The 21,366-nt window shown below is 42.3% G+C and carries 21 protein-coding genes; 9 read left to right on the forward strand and 12 right to left on the reverse strand.

The annotated features are described in order from the left end of the window. The first annotated feature begins 6 nt into the window (after positions 1-6). Positions 7-3,603 carry an AAA family ATPase gene (locus ACX17N_RS03020; protein ID WP_458891074.1) on the forward strand — a complete coding sequence of 1,199 codons (3,597 nt, stop codon included), beginning with the start codon at positions 7-9 and terminating at the stop codon, positions 3,601-3,603. A 98-nt stretch (positions 3,604-3,701) separates the two neighbouring features. Here ACX17N_RS03020 and fur read toward each other — a convergent pair whose 3' ends face one another. Continuing rightward, entirely contained in the window at positions 3,702-4,139 is a 438-nt protein-coding gene (gene fur, locus ACX17N_RS03025; RefSeq protein WP_458891075.1) for a ferric iron uptake transcriptional regulator, read from the reverse strand. 114 nt (positions 4,140-4,253) lie between these two features. On the opposite strand from fur, the gene ACX17N_RS03030 reads away from it, so the two are divergent. Further along, positions 4,254-4,652 carry an outer membrane protein assembly factor BamE gene (locus tag ACX17N_RS03030; protein WP_458891076.1) on the forward strand — a complete coding sequence of 133 codons (399 nt, stop codon included), beginning with the start codon at positions 4,254-4,256 and terminating at the stop codon, positions 4,650-4,652. Positions 4,653-4,697: 45 nt separating this feature from the next. Here ACX17N_RS03030 and ACX17N_RS03035 read toward each other — a convergent pair whose 3' ends face one another. The 10 genes from ACX17N_RS03035 to ACX17N_RS03080 form a co-directional block, all read right to left on the reverse strand. After that, positions 4,698-5,021: an RnfH family protein gene (locus ACX17N_RS03035; RefSeq protein ID WP_458891077.1), complete on the reverse strand. Its 324-nt coding sequence runs from the start codon at positions 5,019-5,021 to the stop codon at positions 4,698-4,700. Continuing rightward, positions 5,021-6,103 carry a hypothetical protein gene (locus ACX17N_RS03040; RefSeq protein WP_458891078.1) on the reverse strand — a complete coding sequence of 361 codons (1,083 nt, stop codon included), beginning with the start codon at positions 6,101-6,103 and terminating at the stop codon, positions 5,021-5,023. Before ACX17N_RS03040 ends, ACX17N_RS03035 begins: the two co-directional genes overlap by 1 nt. 174 nt (positions 6,104-6,277) lie before the next feature. Continuing rightward, the gene (locus tag ACX17N_RS03045; protein WP_458891079.1) at positions 6,278-6,733 is read right to left on the reverse strand and encodes a bacteriohemerythrin; all 456 of its coding nucleotides are present in this window, start codon (positions 6,731-6,733) and stop codon (positions 6,278-6,280) included. 265 nt (positions 6,734-6,998) lie between these two features. Continuing rightward, positions 6,999-7,847, reverse strand: a complete 849-nt coding sequence (locus ACX17N_RS03050; RefSeq protein ID WP_458891080.1) for a class II glutamine amidotransferase — start codon at positions 7,845-7,847, stop codon at positions 6,999-7,001. 99 nt (positions 7,848-7,946) lie between these two features. Further along, positions 7,947-8,726 carry a GNAT family N-acetyltransferase gene (locus ACX17N_RS03055; protein ID WP_458891081.1) on the reverse strand — a complete coding sequence of 260 codons (780 nt, stop codon included), beginning with the start codon at positions 8,724-8,726 and terminating at the stop codon, positions 7,947-7,949. A gap of 148 nt (positions 8,727-8,874) precedes the next feature. Beyond that, positions 8,875-9,774 (reverse strand): acetylglutamate kinase, encoded by a 900-nt coding sequence (argB, locus tag ACX17N_RS03060; protein ID WP_458891082.1) that lies wholly within the window; start codon positions 9,772-9,774, stop codon positions 8,875-8,877. A 12-nt stretch (positions 9,775-9,786) separates the two neighbouring features. Next, positions 9,787-11,211, reverse strand: a complete 1,425-nt coding sequence (locus ACX17N_RS03065; RefSeq protein WP_458891083.1) for a phosphomannomutase/phosphoglucomutase — start codon at positions 11,209-11,211, stop codon at positions 9,787-9,789. A gap of 205 nt (positions 11,212-11,416) precedes the next feature. After that, complete coding sequence (dut, locus tag ACX17N_RS03070; RefSeq protein ID WP_458891085.1) at positions 11,417-11,869, reverse strand: dUTP diphosphatase; 453 nt, start codon at positions 11,867-11,869, stop codon at positions 11,417-11,419. Between the two features lie 35 nt (positions 11,870-11,904). After that, positions 11,905-13,944, reverse strand: coding sequence for a UvrD-helicase domain-containing protein (locus tag ACX17N_RS03075; protein WP_458891086.1), 2,040 nt, complete (start codon positions 13,942-13,944; stop codon positions 11,905-11,907). A gap of 147 nt (positions 13,945-14,091) precedes the next feature. Continuing rightward, positions 14,092-14,739 carry an OmpA family protein gene (locus ACX17N_RS03080; protein WP_458891087.1) on the reverse strand — a complete coding sequence of 216 codons (648 nt, stop codon included), beginning with the start codon at positions 14,737-14,739 and terminating at the stop codon, positions 14,092-14,094. A 267-nt stretch (positions 14,740-15,006) separates the two neighbouring features. Between ACX17N_RS03080 and ACX17N_RS03085 the strand changes: the two genes are divergently transcribed. The 6 genes from ACX17N_RS03085 (at position 15,007) to ACX17N_RS03110 (ending at position 19,381) form a co-directional block, all read left to right on the forward strand. Continuing rightward, entirely contained in the window at positions 15,007-15,942 is a 936-nt protein-coding gene (locus ACX17N_RS03085; protein WP_458891088.1) for an acyltransferase, read from the forward strand. A 4-nt stretch (positions 15,943-15,946) separates the two neighbouring features. Then, positions 15,947-16,996, forward strand: a complete 1,050-nt coding sequence (locus tag ACX17N_RS03090; RefSeq protein ID WP_458891089.1) for a preprotein translocase subunit SecA — start codon at positions 15,947-15,949, stop codon at positions 16,994-16,996. A 122-nt stretch (positions 16,997-17,118) separates the two neighbouring features. Continuing rightward, positions 17,119-17,844, forward strand: a complete 726-nt coding sequence (minC, locus tag ACX17N_RS03095) for a septum site-determining protein MinC (protein ID WP_458891090.1) — start codon at positions 17,119-17,121, stop codon at positions 17,842-17,844. Positions 17,845-17,909: 65 nt separating this feature from the next. Next, entirely contained in the window at positions 17,910-18,722 is an 813-nt protein-coding gene (gene minD / locus ACX17N_RS03100) for a septum site-determining protein MinD (protein WP_458891091.1), read from the forward strand. Between the two features lie 2 nt (positions 18,723-18,724). Continuing rightward, positions 18,725-18,997 carry a cell division topological specificity factor MinE gene (minE, locus tag ACX17N_RS03105; RefSeq protein WP_100243031.1) on the forward strand — a complete coding sequence of 91 codons (273 nt, stop codon included), beginning with the start codon at positions 18,725-18,727 and terminating at the stop codon, positions 18,995-18,997. A 96-nt stretch (positions 18,998-19,093) separates the two neighbouring features. After that, positions 19,094-19,381, forward strand: coding sequence for a PA4642 family protein (locus tag ACX17N_RS03110; protein ID WP_458891092.1), 288 nt, complete (start codon positions 19,094-19,096; stop codon positions 19,379-19,381). Between the two features lie 69 nt (positions 19,382-19,450). Here ACX17N_RS03110 and ACX17N_RS03115 read toward each other — a convergent pair whose 3' ends face one another. After that, the gene (locus tag ACX17N_RS03115) at positions 19,451-20,353 is read right to left on the reverse strand and encodes an AEC family transporter (RefSeq protein WP_458891093.1); all 903 of its coding nucleotides are present in this window, start codon (positions 20,351-20,353) and stop codon (positions 19,451-19,453) included. A gap of 105 nt (positions 20,354-20,458) precedes the next feature. Between ACX17N_RS03115 and ACX17N_RS03120 the strand changes: the two genes are divergently transcribed. Then, positions 20,459-21,340, forward strand: a complete 882-nt coding sequence (locus ACX17N_RS03120; RefSeq protein WP_458891094.1) for a LysR family transcriptional regulator — start codon at positions 20,459-20,461, stop codon at positions 21,338-21,340. The last annotated feature ends 26 nt before the right edge of the window (positions 21,341-21,366 follow it).

The raw sequence follows: 21,366 nt of genomic DNA on the forward strand, positions 1-21,366 counted from the left end.
TTTGCCATGAAAATTTTATCTATTCGCATTAAAAATCTAGCCTCTCTGGCTGGCGAACACCTGATCGATTTTGATGCGGAACCTTTAGCCAGTGCTGGCTTAATTGCCATTGTGGGTAAAACCGGCGCAGGAAAATCGACCATTCTAGATGCCATGTGCTTGGCTCTGTTTAACAAAATTCCGCGCCTAAAAGAAAGCGATGGTAAATTACTCGACAGCGATGGTTCTGAGTTACTGACCAATTCCCCCCTCACCGTATTACGTCGTGGTTCGGGACATGGTTTTGCCGAGCTATGTTTTATTGCCCAAGACCAGAAGCGTTATTTGGCACGTTGGGAAGTGAAACGCGCACGTGAAAGTGCCACAGGCAAACTGCAAAATGTACAACGCTATTTAAAATGTTTAAGCGATGATGTGGTAATCGCAGACAAAACCAAAGCGGTAGACAGCGCTATTCAACAAATTACCCAGCTGAGTTTTGAACAATTTACCCGTGCAGTCTTGTTGGCACAGTCTGAAGTGACGGCTTTTTTAAAAGCACGGGATAATGAGCGTGGCGAGTTATTGGAATACCTGACCAATTCCAGTATTTTTGGCAAGATTGGACAATTGGCTTATGAAAAAACCAAAACCATCGCGGCACAGCGCAAAGAACTGGAAAATGTGTTAGGGCATCTTGAACTGCTCTCTGAAGAAGAACTTGCAGAACTTCGTCGCCAATTCACCGTAGCACAACAAACGGTTCAACACCTCGAACAAGAAAAGCGTCAACACACTCAACAGCAGCAATGGTTTGAGCAACTGCATAAATTCGAGCACGAGATTGCACTTAAACAACAACAGCATCTGGCACAACAACAAGCCCATGCGGCTTTAGCACCAGACCGCCAACGTCTGACCCAACTTGAAACCTTCTCTGGCATACGTCCTGTGGTATTTCAGCAACAGCAAATACTCCATACGCTGCAACAGCTCACCCCCAAAATTCAACAGCAACAGCAGTACTTTACAGCTCTATCTAGTCAGTTCAACCAAGAGAAAAATCACTTTCAGCAAGCTGACACCGCACTTACTCAGTTCCAAACTTTTGAAGTAGAGCATCAACAAGAACTGGCTGAAGTACGTAAATACGTGCAAGAACGAGACTATATCGCTGATGAATATAAGAAAACCAAAGGTCGTCTACAGGAATTAGACGCTCAGCAACAGCCGTTACTCAAACAGCAACAGCAGTTAGAACAACAACTGCAACAATTGGATGCCCAGCAACAGGCCTATGCTGCACAATTGCACAACAGCCATCACTTTGCGCCCTTAGATAAGAGCTTAAACGCACATCTTCAGCAATTACATCAGTTTATTCAGCATTATCAAAAAGTCGAAAATACCCTAGGCAATCTGCAACAAGCTCAGCAACAGCGTGATCAAGACACCGTGCGGCTGCAAGAATTAATGGCGCAGTTTGGGACAACTGCTCAAATTGAAACGCAACAAGCGCAGTGTCAGAAAAATAAAGAGCAGCAACTACTTCGACTTAATCAACTCGATTTAGTTCAACAAAAACTACAGCAATGGTTTGATTTAAATCGTGAAATTATTGGTCTTAATGGCAAATTACACACCATTCAACAGCAGCAGCATCAAGCGGAACAGCAGGCTCAACAAGCAGAATTAAAATTCCAATCTGCTCAAAGTGAACGTGAAAAGTTGCAAACGTTCTTGCAACAACAACGCTTACTGCATGCCGATAATATTGAACATTTACGCGCTGAACTAAAATCAGGCGAAGCCTGCCTTGTTTGCGGCAGTACAGAGCATCCTTATCGCGAGGATGAAAATCTGGTGTCGAAAGCTTTGTATGAGTTGCAACAACAACAAGAACAGCAAGCCATGCAGCAGGAACAGCAATGCCTACAACTTTGGCAAACGGCTCAACAACAATTCATACAACTGAGCACTGAGCAGACGCAATTACAACAGTCCTTGCAGCAGGCGAATGTAAAAACTGAACTTCAGCGTAAAGAATTGCAGCAGCATGTATCACAATCGGAACTATGTTTAGATTTAAATCAAACTCAACCGCAAATCTTAGCCACACTTCAAGCGCAGATTGTAGAAACCACACAGCACAAACAGCAAGATGAGTTGAACTTAGAACAATTGAATCAGGCCCATAAAGATCAATTACATTTAACCCAGAAAGTTCAACATATTTCCCATCAACTGGAATCTGTACAGCAGTGGCAACAACACATTCAGCAGATTATGGATTGCCTATCTGCACATGAAAATGCCATGTGGCAGGAACAGCCACTGACCGCAGCACAAAAAACGTTGCAGCATTTGCAGCAACGTGCACAACAGCTTGAACAAGTTGACGCTTTAAGCAAACAACAAGAACATTCAGCGCAACAACTGCAAGTACTAAAAACCCATCTCAGCAACCTTCAGTCACAACTTCATGCGTTGCTACAGCAACTACAAGAAGTGGAAGCCAAAGGGAAACACAATACCGAAGCCGCCCATCAACTCATTGTACAAATGAACGGGGCTACCGAACTGAAAGCCACTGAATGGCTGCAGCAGCATGATCAGCAGCGTCAACAGTTACAACAACACTATCAGCAACTCAAGCAGAGCTTTGAACAGGCACGTCAAAATTTTGAACAGCAGAAAAATGCACTGGAACAACTGCAAGCACAACAACAGCAACAGCAACAAGCCCTTGATCAGGTCCAAACTGACATCAGCATATGGTTAACTCAGCACAGTGATTTTACAGAACCCCAATTAACCGAGCTTCTTGTGATTTCTTCAACACAAGAACAACAGTTGCGCCTGAGTGTACAACAGGCGGATCGTCTGTTAAATGAAGCCGCTTATGCCTTGACGACATTACAAAACCAATGGCAACAGCATCTACAACAGCAACCACAAATCACTTATGCACAATTGCTCCAGTTAATTTCAGCCAACGTAGAACAGTTACAGCAGCAGACTGAACAACGCGATCAATTGAAACTCAAACTGGAACTGCATCAGCAAAATTTAGCCAAGCAACAGCAATTCGCCACCCAAATTCAGCAAATTCAGCTGCAAGAACATCGCTGGGCGAAAATTTCAGACTTGATGGGCGATAAGACAGGGAAAAAATTCCGTGATTTGGCACAACAATATCATCTAGATATTTTAATTGAATATGCGAACCAGCAACTGGCACTGCTATCGCAACGCTATACTTTAAAGCGCTTGGACAATTCGCTCAGTTTAGCCATTATTGATCATGATATGGATGGTGAAACGCGTTCAGTGGCTTCGCTTTCGGGGGGAGAATCGTTCCTGACTTCACTTGCCCTGTCTTTGGCGATTGCCAATATGGCAGCAGGCTCCATGAAAATTGAATCGCTATTTATCGATGAAGGCTTTGGAACCCTAGATGCCTCTTCATTGCATATGGTGATGAATGCTTTTGACCAATTGCAAAATCAGGGACGTAAAGTGGTACTCATTTCGCATATCCAAGAAATGCACGAACGGATTCCAGTGCAGATTCAGGTTCAGCCAATGGGTTCAGGTGCAAGCCGTATTCAAATTGTGTCTTAAACAGGCGGCATAAATTGATGAGCAATCAACTTTAAACACACAATAAAAAAGGCTTCATTTTGAAGCCTTTTTCCATTCAAGAAGGTCATTAAGTTACATTACTTTTTACGTAATGCATCCTGACATTCTTGATCACTGCAGTAGCCATACAGATTGAGTGAGTGACCCGTTAAGGTAAAACCATGTTTTTCAGCTACGGTATGCTGTTCATGTTCAATAACTTCGTTAGTAAATTCAACAACTTTGTTACAGTTCTGGCAAACCAAGTGGTCGTGGTGATCTTCTTGCATAATTTCAAAAACAGAGTGATTGTTTTCAAAATGATGGCGCTGAATAATGCCAGCAGCTTCGAATTGTGTTAACACGCGATACACAGTTGCTAAACCGACATCTTCACCCTGTTCGAGTAAAGTCTTGTAAATATCTTCCGCACTTAAATGATGCTGTTTTGAATTTTCTAATAATTCTAATATTTTAATTCGTGGAAGTGTAACTTTAAGTCCAGCTTTGCGTAAGTCTTGGTTTGAAATAGGCATGAAAAAAGGTCTCTCTCAACAAATTTAAAGTTGGAATATGCAACAAAGTTAAGATGCAGTATGATCTATCCTTGGATCAAATGCATCAAAATTAATTTGGGATAGTGTAGCAAAATGCAAAAAATCATGTTGACGTTATTCGTCACTTCACTGCTCGCGGGCTGTTCGACCTTGGGCGTTTATAAAGTAGATATTCCTCAAGGAACACCATTAACCCAAGCCCAAGCGTCCAAAATCCAAGTCGGCATGAGTCACCAACAAGTGCGTTTTTTACTGGGTAGTCCAACCGTTGCAGATCCATTAAATCCATATCGATGGGACTACATCTACAATTATATCCCAGGAACTTATGCTAAAAAAGCCAAGATTCCGGCAGCACATGGTCAACATTTGAAAATTTACTTCGATCAAAATGGCATTGTGAACAAAATTGAAGGTTTAGAAACCATTCCAGAATCACAACCTGGTTTACCAGGATCGAAAGAAGCAATTTTAACTGCGCCCCCACTATAGACACTTTAAAATAAAAAGAAACCCCTCGATGAGGGGTTTTTTATATCATTTCAATTGTTTAAAGCGATTGCCTTTGGCAAAGCGTCCGACGGGATTTTGTGCTGCACGCTTACGGCGAATGTCTTTAGGGTTAATGGTGAGTGCCCGATAAATCTCAACCCGATCACCTGCTTGCAGTAAATGAGTCGGCTCAGATATATGAAGCCCAAAAATCCCCAACTGCAATACCTCAGGTAATTCTACCTGCTGGCGAAGACCACTTTGCTCAATCGCATCGAGTGCGGTCATCCCAGTTTGAAAAGGCACTTCCAAGTGAAATTGCTGTTCAGGTGTCGCATAGGCGACCCATACCTTTGCCTGCTCAGCCATTAGATCAATTGCCCTAAGACCGATACGATCGCAAGTAAAATGGATAATGGCAGGACAATACGAACAGCGATACGCCAGATATTGTAAAATAACTCATTGCTGAAATTCATGGCCTTGCGTAAATGGCTAATTTTCATAATCCAGCCTGCAAAAATGGCATAAATCAAGCAAATTACCAAGCCCCAAAGTACCAGAACAATATTGAATATCACGCTGATGCTCGGAATAGCCCAGACCAGCACAGCAGCAACAAGAACAGCCCATTGTACGGCAAGCATAATTTGACGTTGTGCCAACTGCTCACGTGCCAACTGCAATAACAATGCAGCCCCAGCCACCGTTGCCACCAATAAAGCCATAACTGAAAGCTGAGCCGCGACTGCAAAATAAGCAAATGCTAATACCGCAACCAATTGAGCAATCCAAATTGGTAATACCGTTTTAGTGGCAACCTCTTGCTGCTTAATTTGCGCCAGACTCGTTTGCCAATACACCCCTAAACCAAGACCACTCGCCACCAGTGCCAATACCGTAGCACTGCCCCACTCACCAAATTCAAGTGCAGTCATGTGCCATGCTGGTAATGCGGCTTCACTTAATTGTGAAAAAATCAACGCAGCAATCACCCCGAGTGCTGTAATGGCAGCAAGAATCTGACGCGGTAGCAGTGATAAAGCAATCGCGGCAATCGCGATGCCAAGAAAAATATAGGAAGCTTGAATGCCTTGCAGCAGCCATTGCGCACTGTATTGGCTGACATGAAATAACATTGCACCAGCAAGGAATGGCATAAACACCACCGCAAGCCAACCCACTAAACGCCATTTCGACGAGGCATCCGCATCACGGGTTAAGCTCGACAATGCATTCAGTGCTGTGCTTTTAGAGCGTTTTGCCAATGCGATTTCCAAATAACAAATCGGCAAGGCTAAAACCAACATTGTGCCTAACCAAAGCAACCAGAAATCGAGCTGACGTTCTGCCTGTATCCCAACAATTGGTGCCAATGTGGCAATAATGATGAATGACAAACAAAAAGCCATCAGCGGCGATAACCATCGTGACATAGCATTATCCTGCATGATGCATTCCTAAAAAAAATCTATCGCTATTTTGCCTTTCTCATGCGTGAAAATCAAAAAGAAAAGCAAACCACCGAACAGATGGTTTGCTGCGCCAATACTTTATTTTCTTTTTTTCAATTTTTTAATTCTTTTGCACAGCTTGTCCATGCTGAATCTCAGCCCTTGCTGTACTTAAGAGAAGAAACGTGCGAACCAGTTTTTACCCTTTTTCTGTTCTTTTTCTTTAATAATACCCATCATGTTTTCTTTGACCGCACCGACATAATCGGCATCATCGTGCTGAATATGGTTAATGAGCCATTTCGCTAAAACTTCATGCAATTCAGCTTCAATCGAATGCCCCATTTCAAAACGGTCACGATACGATTCAATTTTTTTAATAAATAAATCATGTACGCGTTTATGCGGCACTCGGTATTTATAACCCGCCTCTTCTTGTAAGGATTCTTCAAAGGTAAAATGGGATTGAGTGTAGTCAATAATATTATCAAGAATCTGTTTAATTCGCGCACGATCAGTATCCAGCGCAACATCATCAATTTCATTAATATAATCGAGAATACGCTTATGCTGATCATCAATTACATCGATACCGGTATTATATTCTGGAACCCATTTCATCTTCATACGCCCCCCATTTCACATTCATTATTCATTACTGGAAAAGGATAGTAACGATATTGAAAACAAATAAAAAACAAGTAAATTGCTCTGGATTCAATAATTTAGCTATATTTTAAAACTAAGCTCATGATATATATGCATTAATTAATTTATACCCGATCAAAAGAATAAGATATTTATTAACCAATCATAATATTTTTTCTTTAATTATTAAAACTTTAATTTTAACCTACTTCGGACTTTTAGTCGTTTAGCCCGCCTATGCTGCTCAATATTGATCAGCACGGGTTACACGTTTTAACGCTGGATTTTCTTGTTCACGGATCAAACGCTGCACATGGGTCAGTGCATGCTGAATCGGTTTCCCATGTTGAAATAAAATCATTTCACCAGGTTGAAATGCTTGCCAAGTTTCATTTTGCGTCAAAGGTTCGGTGGTAATCACCGCTACACGGTCTTCAGGTGTAGTGACCTGACTAAAATCGACCTCGACATCTAAATCGATCAACTGCGCGGGTTTAAACGGATATTCACGGACCAGCCAATGCAATTTGGTAATCGCATAGCTAAACAATGCCTGACCATTGGACAAACAAAAATTAAAAGTCCCATGCTCTGCAATTTTTGGGGAGATTTCTAACAATAATTCAAAAATTTGCTTGAGTGATGGTTCAACATAACCAAATCGTGCCACCAATTGATCCAATAAAAAACAGAATGCACGTTCGCTATCGGTATTGCCCACGGGTGTAAACCGCCCCGTTAGTGGTGGATCAAAATCATGTAAATCACCATTATGCGCAAAAATCCATTGTCTTCCCCAGAGTTCTCGCATAAAAGGATGCGAATTTTCGAGATTAATTTTACCTTGGGTGGCTTTACGAATATGCGCAATCACGTTGCGTGATTTAATCGGATAATTGCGAATTAATTCTGCAATCGGTGATTCCACTGCAGACTGGTTATCGACAAATAAACGGCAGGCTTTGTCTTCAAAAAATGCGATGCCAAAACCATCACAATGGTCGGAAGTAATGCCAGCGCGCTGCGAAAATCCACGGAAAGAAAAAGTAATATCCGTCGGGGTCGCACAATTCATTCCAAGCAACTGGCACATAAGCAACTACAAACACATTTATTAAGTATGGGTTTATTGTGCATGAGCCCAATAAGAATTGTAAATCTTATTCTGTGCTAGACCTCGTAATTTTCCTGCTTAAAGTTGAGTCCGCTTTGGCATGACAAAACTCTTGGCCATTTTATTGACTTCAAGCAAGACAAAGTAATCCAGACAATTAAATTCACGATCATAAAAGGCTTGTTGCGACAGCTTGGCATGCATCTTTAAATACACATCAAATAGCTTTGGAATTTTTTCATCCTGCGGGAAACTATATTCAGGATGTGTTGGCTCATAAGCTTCTTGCGGTTGAATGGCACAGGTCTGCGCTGGACTGAGCTGTTTTAAATACTGATGCGTATAGTAAGCACGTGCCTGATTGCCTTGTAAACGAATGCTGACGCAACCAATTAGGTATTTCGCCCGCATTTCCCAAAGGACTTTAGGCACAAGATTAAGCCATAAGACCGAGAGTGCACGCCCAGAGCGATAACGATGATGCACACAGGTTCGACCAATTTCGACAATATTCGATAAATGTCCCAACTCATCGACAATTTTAAATTCTTGAGCACTGTAGCTGTGGGCTAAATCCGAAGCTTGCAGTCGTTTTAAGCGGGTATATGCCACGATTTCATTGCTATATTTATCCCGCAGTACGGCATGCTCACAACCAAAATCATAGAGGTCCTGATCTAGCCCCTGCTCAAACTGAATCCCAAATTGTTGCGAAAACTGTTCTGCTCGAAATTTTTGTACTTCTTGTAATTGTTTTAAATCTTCTACCCATTCAAAGCGATATTGGGTTTGACTCGTATTTTTTTTAGGATGTGGAAAATTTAATTGTTGACGATATAGGTTCAGCTTTTCAAACATGGATCATGCTCTCCAGTGATTCTTCCCCTACACTAGAAAAACTAGATGACAGTAGCATGACCAAAGTTGAGGCAAAACTTAAATCCTGTCGCTCCTCCCTCAATAAAAATGCCAGCATTTCGCTGGCATTTTACAACTCACTTGAATCTCAGTGCTTAGCACGGTTGGTAATCAGTGTACCTACCCCATGATCAGTAAAGATTTCAAGTAACGTAGCATGTGGAACACGACCATCTACAATATGCGCACTGACCACACCACCTTTCACGGCATCCAATGCACAACCCACTTTAGGAATCATGCCCCCGTAAATCACACCTGTTTCAATCAGACGATCGACTTCTTGTGTAGTTAAGCCTGTAAGCAAGTTTTTGTTTTCATCCAATACACCGGTGATATTGGTGAGTAAAATCAGCTTTTCTGCACCTAGGGCTTCAGCGACTTTACCCGCCACCAAATCCGCATTGATATTATAGGTATTACCCTGATCATCGACGCCTAAAGGTGCAATTACAGGAATGAAATCACTTTGGGTGAACATTTCTAGCACATCTGTTTTAACCCCAGTCACTTCACCGACTAGGCCTAAATCAATCTGCTGCACAGAACCATCTTCTTGGTTTTTCTGCATTAAAAGTTTACGCGCGCGAATTAAATTGCCATCTTTACCGGTTAAACCAATGGCACGACCACCATGCTGGTTAATCAGGTTCACAATGGATTTATTCACACTACCGCCCAAGACCATTTCAACCACTTCCATGGTCGCCGCATCGGTCACGCGCATGCCATCAATACGGTCAGATTCACGCCCCAATTGCTTTAAGAAAGAGTCAACTTGTGGACCACCGCCATGCACCACAATCGGGTTTAAACCGACTGTTTTTAACAGCACAATATCCCGCGCAAAAGAGCTTTCTAGCTCTGGATCGGTCATTGCATTGCCGCCATATTTTACGACCAGCGTTTTACCTGAAAAACGTTGAATATACGGCAAAGCTTCAGTCAAAATTTGTGCTTTGTCGATGCCAGTCTGCTGATGTGGCATTCGCCTCTCTCCTCAATGAGCTTTTAAAATGTCGTGTGCGATTTTAGGGTATCGGTCACTTAACATGGAAACAAATGATTGCCGAATATCATTTAAACGAACAGGATTATCGGCATCAAAACGGACCGTGAAATATTCACCCGTATTGGATGCTCGAATAATGCCAAAACCGTCTTCAAAATCAAGCCTTACACCATCAATTTTACTTAATTGTGCTGCCAGATGGTGGCTGTTGACTTCAATATCCGCCAGTAATAATTTCGGATCTGTGCTGTAGGTACTGATATAAGTATCTTCAGTACCACAACGTTCCGGATATTTGGACAAGGCTTGGGACAGGGTTAAACCCGTGGTCTGGCTTAAAAATTCCAACACTCTTAATCCGGCATAGAGACCATCATCATAGCCAAAGCCACGACCATCATTAAATACATAATGTCCCGCATACTCACCGCCAAATACCGCACGGCCCTGAGATTGTAATAGGTATTTTTTCAGGAAGGTGCTGCCTGTACGAATCATTTTCGGCTGCCCGCCCAATTCACGAATCGTATTCCGCACCATGGTTGAGCATTTCACATCAAACACCACTTCATGCTGTGGATGTGTAGTCAGACACATTTGGGCAAATAAGGACAATAGGCGGTCTGCGCTAATAATTGTGCCGTTCTCATCCACCAGCACCAAACGATCTCCGTCACCATCAAGCGCAATACCCAGATCGGCCTGTTGCTCTTGAACGGTTGCGGTTAACGCAGTTAAATGGCATGCCTGTGAAGGATCAGGCGCATGATCTGGAAATTCACCATTCGATTCACAACGAAGTGCTGTGACCTGACAACCGAGTTTTTCTAAGATCAATACGGCACAACGTCCAGCAGAGCCATGCAAACCATCAAGCACCACATGGAAGGGCCGTTGCAGTTGAATGTCTTGCAACATGGCCTGCTGATACTGCAAGCAATAACTCACATCAAATTGATGCGGCAATGTAGGTACTGTAACTTTACGCTGCGGTGAAAATTGTAAACTCGCCACATAAGCCACTTGCTGAATCATATCGGGGCATGGCGGAATGCCTTGCATAATCCATTTAATGCCATTATCGCTTTTCGGATTATGACTAGCGGTGACCATAATGCCATTGCCTGAAAATTGACGTGCTGTGTAATACAGCATTGGGCTGGAACAACAGCCGACATTGGTGACCTGAAACCCATTTTTTTCAAAGATTGTTTGTATAATTTGGGCGTAAGCAGGACTACTCAAACGAGCATCATAACCAATTACCACTGAGTTTTGACCGGCTTGCTGATACTGGCAAACCAAACCATGCGCAATGGCTTCCATCAACTCAGGGCTTAAAAGTGTAAGTTTTCCACGGATATCATAGGCACGGAATACCTGCCATGGAAATAAAGGTTGTTGAATATTCATATCTTAGGAACTTCAGAATCGAGCAAACTGAATTCAGTTCACCGTATTCACACAACATAAATGTTTTAAAATATTTCTAGTTTATATCTGAATAGAATCGAACTGTTAATACTATTTAAGTTATCGTGAAGTGGTTTAAAAGTAATCTTAATAAAATCTTTTATATTTCAAAATGAAAGAACCCGAAGGTTCTTTCAGCATAACATCAGTTTTTACCCGTGTGTCCAAAACCACCTGCACCACGTTCAGTCGCGACAAATTCATCCACTTGTTCAAATTCTGCTTGTACAACCGGAACAAGGACATATTGCGCCAAACGCTCACCCGGCTCTAAAGTAAATGCCGTTTGACCACGGTTCCATACAGAAACCATTAATTCCCCTTGGTAATCCGAGTCAATTAACCCGACCAAGTTACCTAAAACGATACCGTGCTTATGGCCTAAGCCCGAACGTGGCAGAATCAGACCAGCAAAACCTGTATCTTCGATATAAATGGCGAGACCAGTTTTAACCAGCACGGTTTGACCCGGTTCAATTACGGTTGGCTCAGTTACACATGCACGCAAATCCAAACCTGCTGAACCTTGCGTTGCATAAGTGGGCATAGGCCACTCTTGTCCTAAACGTGCATCTAGAACTTTAACTTGAACCTTCATAATGTTTCCTATTGTTGCAAAAATAAATATTGGGATTAGCGTTTAATTAACGCACGTAAATTTTCAAGATAGTGCTGCGCTTGCTGCTTCGGATCGACATTGCCTGCCAGCTTTTTCTTGCGCCCTAACCATTCCAGTTCATCTTGGGGTAATTCATCTAAAAAGCGGCTTGGGGTCATTTGACGCATTTGTCCTCCGGCTTTACGCTGTTCTGCCAAGGTAATGGTCAGCCCTTGACGTGCACGAGTAATCCCTACATACATCAAACGGCGTTCTTCTTCCACAGTTTCCGCCACAATCGAGTTTTTATGTGGCAGCAACTCTTCTTCCAAACCAATCAAATAAACAAATGGAAATTCCAAGCCTTTCGATGCATGCAAAGTCAACAAGTTCACCTTGTCCGTATCTTCTTCTTCCTGTTGTTGCTCCAACATATCCAGCAACACCATTTTACGAATTACACTTTCAATATTGCGCTCATCCACATCTTCGGCACGGTTAATCAAACTTTGAATGCTGGTGTATAACACTTCAATATTGTCGAGTTTGGTTTTTTCCTGTGCTGGTGTAGCAGCAGACTCTTTGATGTAGTCGATATAACCCGCTTCGAGCATCATCTGGCGAATAATCGGCACAGGTTCATCATCTTCCAGCAACTCACGGGTAAAGTTACTAATAAACTCAGCAAATTCAGCCAACTGGGTGGTGGCCTTTTTCGGAATCGCCATGGTCAAACGCTGATCACCCGCTGCAGCTAAGAGTGACAAGTGATTTTCCTGTGCAAATAACCCGAGCTTTTCTAGAGTCACAGGGCCAATCGCACGTTTCGGTGTATTAATAATACGTAGGAAGGCACTGTCATCTTCAGGGTTAATGATCAGGCGCAAATAGCTCATAATGTCTTTGATTTCAGCACGCGCAAAGAATGACTGACCACCCGACAACTTATACGGGATCTGCATTTGACGTAGTTGAGTTTCTAAAATGCGTGCCTGGAAGTTACCCCGATATAAAATGGCATAGTCTTTCCAGTTTTTCCCATTCATCAATTTGTGGGTAATCAGATCTTTAACCACGCGTTCTGCTTCATCATCGTCATTACGGCAGGTAATCACGCGAATCACTTCGCCATGACCTTTGTCTGACCATAATTTTTTATCAAAAATATGCGGGTTATTGCCAATCACGGTATTGGCCGCTTTTAAAATACGGCTGGTAGAACGGTAATTCTGCTCGAGCTTAATCACTTTTAAATTGCGAAAATCTTCATTTAGCAATGCCATATTTTCTGGCTTTGCTCCACGCCATGCATAAATCGACTGGTCATCATCACCCACAGCCGTAAACTGACCCATTACACCAACCAGCAGCTTCACCAAAATATACTGGGCAGTATTGGTATCTTGATATTCATCGACCAATAAATAGCGAATACGATTTTGCCAACGATCACGCACTTCTTGATTTTCTTGTAACAAGCGCGTTGGCATCACAATCAGATCATCAAAATCTACAGCATTGTAAGCACGTAGATTGCGCTCATAGAGTTGGTATAAATGCGCCATTTGAATATCTTCAGGCGTTTCACAGGTCGTGTGGGCCTGTTCAGGTGGAATCAAGTCATTTTTCCAGTCTGAAATCATTCTCATCGCTTTGGCGATTAATTCTTTGCTTTCCGCACCCGACAAATTATCGCGATGCATCAAGTCCATCAGAATACGTTTACAGTCATCGGCATCCAAAATAGAGAAATTGGCTTTTAAGGGCGTATTTTTAAGCTCAATACGCAATAAATTTAGCCCAAAAGTATGGAAGGTCGAAACTGAAAGCCCTTTGGCTTCTTCACGCGACAGCAATTTCGTAACACGCTCTTTCATTTCACGTGCCGCTTTATTGGTGAAGGTCATTGCGGTAATACGATGTGCAGGAATACCACAATGCTTAACCAAATAAGCAATTTTACGAGTAATTACCGAAGTTTTACCCGAACCCGCCCCTGCAAGTACTAACAAGGGTCCTTGAGTATATTTCATGGCTTCAAGTTGCTTGTCGTTTAACTGACTTGCCAGTGACATAGTGTTTCCTCTTTTTTCTCCGAGCTAGATTATAGACATCAAACCAGCTATTGCCTAACCCAAAATGACGATTCTCTGTTCATAAAAAAAGCCACCTTAAGGTGGCTTTTCCGAAACTCAATGATTTCTAAGCAAACAAAATAATAATTATTTTGTTTCGTATACTGTAATTTCTACACGACGGTTTTGTTCACGACCCGCAGCAGTATCATTACTTGCAATTGGAGATGATGAACCATAACCACGAGCAGTCATGCGTGAGCTAGAAATACCTTGAGAAGATAAATAGCTCATTACAGAGTTGGCACGGTTTTGTGACAATGGATTATTAATCGCATCTGTACCAGTGTTGTCGGTATGACCATGAATAACCAGTGCAAGTTTGTTCGCAGTACCATCTTCACGTAACACACGTGCTACATCGTTCAACGCAGTTTGGAAACGTGGTTGAATGGTGTAAGAGTTGGTCGCAAAAGTCACACTTGGCATCACAAGGTTAATTGAACCGTCTTGATTACGGTCAACGTCTACACCTGTACCCGCAAGTTCTTCACGCAAGCGCTTCTCTTTCTTGTCGAGTAACAGACCAGCACCGCCACCGACAACTGCACCAATTGCAGCAGCTTGACCCATTTTGTCCTTGTCTGCATTTGAATAGGCTAAACCTGCACCCAATAATGCACCGAGACCTGCACCAATTGCTGCTTTGTCATATTCCATACCTGTGCCAGTAGATTGACAACCTGAAAGAACCAACGCCCCTGCTACTGCTGATGAAATTAATAGTGCACGCATGACATGCCTCCATTTGTGTGTTTTGTTGTTGCCTGAAATGGTCGCTGAAAAAACTAACTTAGACCATTGATTTTTTGTTAATAATAGCCGTTGTAGTTACATTTTGTAATAATTATTTTCAATTTCAAATGCGTAAAGACCACAATCTCTACATGATTAAGCAATCTTGCAGATTCATTTACTTAACTCAACGCTTGTTTTATTTTCAGAATTTGTAACTATATTCCACAGAGAGAATGGACGCATTTAACTTAGGATTATTTTTATATGTCATCTCAAGCAAACAAACAACCCATACTAAAAAAAATCACACGTGGACTCACTGTTGGCTCAATTATGACAGGCAGCACTTTTTTTCATGGCCCACCTGTTTTAGCCCTAGGTTTCACCAAGTTATTCAAACCATCTCGCAAAGTCGACGAAACCAATATTCAGATTACCAACAGTTGGTTAGGCGTCAATAACTGGTTGATCGATCATGTTTTACCGCATTTAAAATGGGAGATCAGCATTGATGAAAACTTAGATTTAAGTATGCAAGGTCGCTATTTAATGACCTGTAACCATCAAAGCTGGGTCGATACGACGGTCAATCAATATTTTGGTTTAACCCGTATGCCTTTAACCCGTTTTTTCACCAAATGGGAACTAATTTTTATTCCCTTTGTTGGGCAAGCCTTCAAAATTTTAGGCTTCCCGATGATGAAGCGTCATAGCAAAGAAGAAATTGCCAAAAATCCTGAACTCAAATCTCGAGATCTGGAAGAAGCCCGTAAAGCCTGTCAACAGCTTTTGAGCCAACCCTTCACCCTGCTGAATTATTTGGAAGGCACACGCTTTACCCCAGAAAAGCACAAACAGCAAAACTCACCTTATCAGCATCTACTGAAACCCAAAGCGGGGGGGTTAGCCCTCGCCCTGAATATTTTGGGGGATCAAATTGATGCGTTGGTGGATATGACCATTGTCTATCCTGATGGCGCACCAGGATATAGTGATTTTTGGCTTGGAGAGGTCAGTCATATTGCCGTGAATTTACGCAAAATTGACATACCAGACTGGGTTTTAGGAGGAAACTATGAAGAAGATGAAAACTATCGTGAACGCTTCCAAGACTGGGTTGATCAACTCTGGAAAGAAAAAGATCAGCTCATCAGCGAAATGAAAGCCAAATACGCGAAGCCTGTAGCCGAGAAGATATAAGCCCATGAAGCAGAACAGTTCTCCCCCGAAATCGAAATATCATCGTGTCGATCCTCAGAGTTGGTCGTTCAAACTCTATTTGATCTATGACACCTTCATGGTGTTTCTGATTATTTTTAACTTGTTCTGCTTAGCGGCTAATTTCTTCTTGATGAGCAATATTGGCGGCTGGTTTTTAAACGCCATTCATTTAGATGACCTACTGAATTTGTACCGCACACATCTGCATCCGTGGGTCATTATCACTGAAGCATGGTTTATTTTATTTTTAATCACAGAGTTACTAGTCCGTTGGGTGATTGCCGTGATTTATCGGCATCATCGCCGCTGGTTTTTCTTCCCCTTTATCCATTGGTATGAAGTACTGGCCATTATTCCGCACCTCCGTTTCCTACGATTATTTCGGGCCGGAATTATTGTGTTCCGTTTGCATGAACTGGGCTATAACGTTATTCCGCAATCGATTCAACAAAGAGCCAAATTCTATTACCGTGTGATCATGGAAGAACTCTCGGATCGCGTGGTCATTACCGTTCTTGATGGCGTCAAACACGAGTTAAATACCAGCTCAACCCATAAAAAAATTATTCATGATCTGGTCGATCATCATCGCACCTTATTCGCGCAAGCACTGGCGGAAATTTTGCAAGAATCATTGGCTGTGGAATTAAAAGAACGACAAACCATGATTGCACAAAACATCGGGGCTATTGTTAATCAAGCCATTGAAGACACGCCAGAGTTAACCCAGTTACTGCGTTTAATTCCAATTGTCGGGGGACGGATTGAACACCAGATTCAAAGTATCGGGCAACGTCTCGGAGAAAATATTACCTATGGAATCTTGGATCCGCTGATGTCTGGCAGCCCCGAACAGCCCAACCACACCTATAAACTAATTGCTGAAAAAGTCAGTGAGTTAAATATTGATAATCAGGCGCTGGAGCAGTTGGTTGAGTCCGCGGTCTATGAAAGTTTGGACGCCATTCGCAAGCAAGTGAAAGTAAAACAGTGGTTAGAAGACCTTGAAGCCCTCGATCAAGCTAAAGAATAGGCATTAAGATAAAAAAGTTACAAACTTGGCTAGAGAATTCATGGAATTTGTTCTAGGATTTGCTCTATTTACAACGTCACTTCGGCATAAAACCAATAGCTTCGAAGTCTTAAGGATAAAATATGGCTGATATTCGGATCACCGGTAGAATGGTTAACTTTAGTAGACTAACCTTCGACACAAATGACCATAATGCCATTCGTCAGCAACTGACCCATTTACTTCAAGACAGCAGCACGCATGGTGCACTGGTAATTTTAGACAGTACTGTTGAACAAGAGCTGATTGCCTTAATTCAGCTCTTGCTCGACTTAGATTTACAACCAATGGCCGTCATAGACGGCCTATTGGGTGATCAAGCCCGTGCCATTCAATTTCCTGTACTACCCGCTGACAATAAACCAATGCAACGGATTAAAGCGACACAGGAACAAGTGGTCGAAGCAGTGGTACCAGCCCCTGAAGCAACCGAGAATGCTCCCAAAACTTCACCATTTCCACGCAATATTGGACATATTACCTCGTATCACGATGAAATCTTACGTACAGGTCAATGCTTGGTCCAAGATCATGGCGATATTATCGTCAATGCTGGAATTAACAGCGGTTCAGAAGTGATTGCTTCAGGAAATATACATATTTATGGCAGTGCCCGTGGTAGAGTAATCGCAGGTGCAGGTGGAAACAGTGCTGCTCGCATTTTCTGTCACTCGCTTGAAGCTGAATTGGTTTCAATTGCGGGGACATATTGTGTTGCCGATGACATTCCACCCCATGTCGTAAAGAAGCCCGTACATATTTATTTAAATGCAAACCAAGAGCTTGAGTTTAAAGCACTTGAATTTTAATGTATAAATAAACACCAAAACCCCGCTATTTAAAGGGGGGATATACCATAACAGGAGTGGATTCGGTGGCGAAAATTGTTGTCGTAACATCAGGCAAAGGTGGCGTAGGCAAAACTACGACCAGTGCATCTTTTGCAACAGGTTTAGCCCTACGTGGTCACAAAACTGTTGTTATCGATTTTGACGTAGGTTTACGTAACCTTGACCTTATTATGGGCTGCGAACGACGTGTAGTTTATGATTTTGTGAATGTTTTAAATAACGAAGCACGATTACAACAGGCACTTATTCGTGATAAAGATATTGAAAATTTATATATTTTGCCTGCATCGCAAACGCGCGATAAAGATGCGTTAACCGATGAAGGTGTTGCTCGTGTAATGGACGAATTATCTCAGGAATTCGATTACATTATTTGTGACTCTCCAGCGGGAATCGAACGTGGCGCAATTTTAGCCATGTACCATGCCGATGAAGCGATTATTGTCACCAATCCTGAGATTTCATCAGTGCGTGACTCAGACCGCATTATTGGAATGTTGGACAGTAAAACTAAAAAAGTAGAACAGAACGAAGGACGTATACGCAAACATTTGTGTATCACTCGTTTTAATCCTGAGCGTGCTGACAAACAAGAAATGCTGACCATTGATGACATTTCTAAAGACATTTTACGCGTGCCTACTCTGGGTGTGGTTCCTGAATGTAAAAGTGTTTTACAAGCATCAAACGAAGGTAAACCGGTCATTCTGTTTCAAGAAGCAGAAGCTGGACAAGCTTATGATGACCTTGTTGCGCGCTTCTTAGGTGAAGAACGTCCTTACCGTCACATCACAGTCAAACCAAAAGGCTGGTTAGCACGATTATTTGGAGCGTAAATATGGCAGGATTCTGGAGTAAATTGTTCAGTAGTGATGATAAACCCTCAAGCGCGCAGATGGCGAAAGACCGTTTGAAAGTCATCGTTGCTTCTGAGCAAGGTTTAGGAAAACGTTTAAGCCAAGACAAAATTGACCAGATGAAAAAAGAAATCATGCAAGTGGTCAACCGCTATGTTCGCGGAGTCGATGAACAGCATATCCAAATGTCGGTTCGCTCTGAAGCGAATATTGAAATGCTCGAAATGAATATCAATTTGCCTGAAGAGCGATAATCTGAATTCTGATTAGTCAAGCAAATTGATTCAAGGCAAAATAGCATCAGCTATTTTGCCTTTTTAGTTTGAAAAGAATATACCAAGGAGTTTGCGATGGCATTATCTCAGCCTGCAACGTTTAATGAAGAATGGTCGGATGAGCGCGTTTTTGCCTATTTAAATCAGCTTCCTCCGACTGGAGTTAATGCCGACTTTCATGTTCTTTACCATGCATTTAAACACATGCGCCCAACAGATTATGCACGCTTGTTAACCCAATTTGTTGCCGATGGCCGTGATGTCAATGCAACCAATCCACAAGGGCAGCGTATTCATGATGTGATTGCTGAATACCCACGTCAACGTGATGAATTTTTAGAAGTCTTGGCAAAATTTGCTTAAGCTTTAAAGCCTACCTTGTGTAGGCTTTTTTATTTCGAATCTTGCCTGCTCAAGACGTTATTTACGGGCTTAAAACAACAACCACATTAAAAGCGGAAAACTACCGGCAAACAAAAGCGTTTGTAAGCTAATGATTGCGGCCATCAACTGACTATCGCCCTGAAAAAAGCGGGTTAAAATATACGAGGCCGATGCCGTCGGCAAAGCAAAAAAGACTACTAATACCGCAGTATGCTGTTGGCTTAAGCCGACTAACATTGCCATAGCATAAGTCAGTAAAGGCACCAGAACTAAACGAGAGGCACTGTTGACAAGCACGGGCCAAAAAGTGGGTTTGAGCTGAGCAAACTGTAAGGCGGCCCCAACTGAAATGAGCCCCAAAGGCAAACTGCTACTCGCCAATAGTTTCAGCCATTGTGCCATACCCTCCCACATGCCTAGACCTGAGTAATTAAAGAACAGACCGAGCACGCATGCTGTAATTAAGGGATTCTTTAAAATAGCCACGCAGGTCTGCCCGAGCTGTCCAGTTACATGCTGAGTAAATGACCATACAGAAATAATATTCACCAAGGGAATTGCCACTGCAATGATCATGGCAAATAAATGCATACCTGCTGAACCAAACATAAACCCCATGATGGACAACCCCATATACGTGTTAAAGCGAATATGGCTTTGCATATAAACACCAAAACGGCGCACAGGAATATTTAGAAGTTGTTTTAGCCCCCACAACACAGTGCTGACAATCAAAATCACACTCATGAGTGTGAAAAATACGGGCGCAATCGACAGCACATCCAACTGCACGGTGGCAAGATTGGTAAATAATAAGGCGGGAAATAGAATAAAATAATTTAGTTTTTCAGCATTCGCCCAAAATTCATCCTGTAAAAAACAGCTTCTCTTTAAGACATACCCCATCGCAATCAAACTTAGCAATGGAAATAACGTCAACATCATATTCATTTTACAGTTCCAGCCTTCTCATCGCGCCCTGTTTGACTCGACTCCGAAACAGAATATAATCCTTATTCTCCCTCATAATAAAATGAGTATTTACTCATACCCCGAATGACGTTTAGCCAGCTTGAAATCTTCTTATTGGTCGCAAAGCACCAGAGTTTTAGCAATGCGGCAAAACAACTGGGAATTTCTCAGTCTGCCGTTTCACATGCCATCAAAAGTCTGGAACATTTTTGGCGGGTGCAGCTGTTTAGTCGTGAACAGAACAATGTGATACTCACCGAGATTGGGCAGCAGCTGCGTATCCATGCACAGGAAATTTTAAATACGGCGCAAGTCATGCAACAGCAAGTTGCGGCCACCCATGGTCTACAACAAGGATCGCTTCGGATCGGTTCTTTTGGTGCATCCGCGTCCATTCATTTACTGCCTGAGCTGCTACAAGCGTTTCGTACAGCCTATCCGCAAATTGAAGTTTTTGTTGAAGAAGGCACGGATGATGAGGTCGCACAATGGATTCTAGATCAACACGTCGATGTTGGTTTTGCTGTATTACCCAATCATCAATTGGATACCTTCCCGCTGATTAAAGATATTTTTATTGCCTTAATTCCGAATTCCTATCCGATTGCTCACATGAGCCAAGTCGATATCCATCAGCTCAAGCATTATCCTTTTATTCTGACCAAAGCAGGTAGCCAAACGCATATTGAAAAACTGCTGAAACAATATGAAATCCAACCCAAAATTCAGTATCAACTGTCACAATTATTGACCATTCTGAATATGGTGAATCAGCATGAAGGCATCTCGATTGTGGCGGATATGGCCATGACGCCTGAATTACTCGCCTTGCATCCGAATGTGGTCAAAAGACCCTTACTGCCCAATACCCAACGTGAGATTGGCTTGGCGGTACGTAACCATAAACTCATCAGTCCAGCAACACGTGCTTTTATTGAGTTGGCACAAACCATGTTTTACGATTAAGCCTTCACTTCAAATAAAAAAACCTG

Source organism: Acinetobacter sp. GXMZU3951 (assembly GCF_054457875.1).

Coding starts and splice junctions, on each gene's coding strand:
- ACX17N_RS03020 (WP_458891074.1), top strand. CDS start 7: ATGAAAATTTTATCTATTCGCATTAAAAATCTAGCCTCTCTGGCTGGC.
- fur (WP_458891075.1), bottom strand. CDS start 4,139: ATGCCTATTTCAAACCAAGACTTACGCAAAGCTGGACTTAAAGTTACA.
- ACX17N_RS03030 (WP_458891076.1), top strand. CDS start 4,254: ATGCAAAAAATCATGTTGACGTTATTCGTCACTTCACTGCTCGCGGGC.
- ACX17N_RS03035 (WP_458891077.1), bottom strand. CDS start 5,021: ATGGCTGAGCAGGCAAAGGTATGGGTCGCCTATGCGACACCTGAACAG.
- ACX17N_RS03040 (WP_458891078.1), bottom strand. CDS start 6,103: ATGCAGGATAATGCTATGTCACGATGGTTATCGCCGCTGATGGCTTTT.
- ACX17N_RS03045 (WP_458891079.1), bottom strand. CDS start 6,733: ATGAAGATGAAATGGGTTCCAGAATATAATACCGGTATCGATGTAATT.
- ACX17N_RS03050 (WP_458891080.1), bottom strand. CDS start 7,847: ATGTGCCAGTTGCTTGGAATGAATTGTGCGACCCCGACGGATATTACT.
- ACX17N_RS03055 (WP_458891081.1), bottom strand. CDS start 8,726: ATGTTTGAAAAGCTGAACCTATATCGTCAACAATTAAATTTTCCACAT.
- argB (WP_458891082.1), bottom strand. CDS start 9,774: ATGCCACATCAGCAGACTGGCATCGACAAAGCACAAATTTTGACTGAA.
- ACX17N_RS03065 (WP_458891083.1), bottom strand. CDS start 11,211: ATGAATATTCAACAACCTTTATTTCCATGGCAGGTATTCCGTGCCTAT.
- dut (WP_458891085.1), bottom strand. CDS start 11,869: ATGAAGGTTCAAGTTAAAGTTCTAGATGCACGTTTAGGACAAGAGTGG.
- ACX17N_RS03075 (WP_458891086.1), bottom strand. CDS start 13,944: ATGTCACTGGCAAGTCAGTTAAACGACAAGCAACTTGAAGCCATGAAA.
- ACX17N_RS03080 (WP_458891087.1), bottom strand. CDS start 14,739: ATGCGTGCACTATTAATTTCATCAGCAGTAGCAGGGGCGTTGGTTCTT.
- ACX17N_RS03085 (WP_458891088.1), top strand. CDS start 15,007: ATGTCATCTCAAGCAAACAAACAACCCATACTAAAAAAAATCACACGT.
- ACX17N_RS03090 (WP_458891089.1), top strand. CDS start 15,947: ATGAAGCAGAACAGTTCTCCCCCGAAATCGAAATATCATCGTGTCGAT.
- minC (WP_458891090.1), top strand. CDS start 17,119: ATGGCTGATATTCGGATCACCGGTAGAATGGTTAACTTTAGTAGACTA.
- minE (WP_100243031.1), top strand. CDS start 18,725: ATGGCAGGATTCTGGAGTAAATTGTTCAGTAGTGATGATAAACCCTCA.
- ACX17N_RS03110 (WP_458891092.1), top strand. CDS start 19,094: ATGGCATTATCTCAGCCTGCAACGTTTAATGAAGAATGGTCGGATGAG.
- ACX17N_RS03115 (WP_458891093.1), bottom strand. CDS start 20,353: ATGAATATGATGTTGACGTTATTTCCATTGCTAAGTTTGATTGCGATG.
- ACX17N_RS03120 (WP_458891094.1), top strand. CDS start 20,459: ATGACGTTTAGCCAGCTTGAAATCTTCTTATTGGTCGCAAAGCACCAG.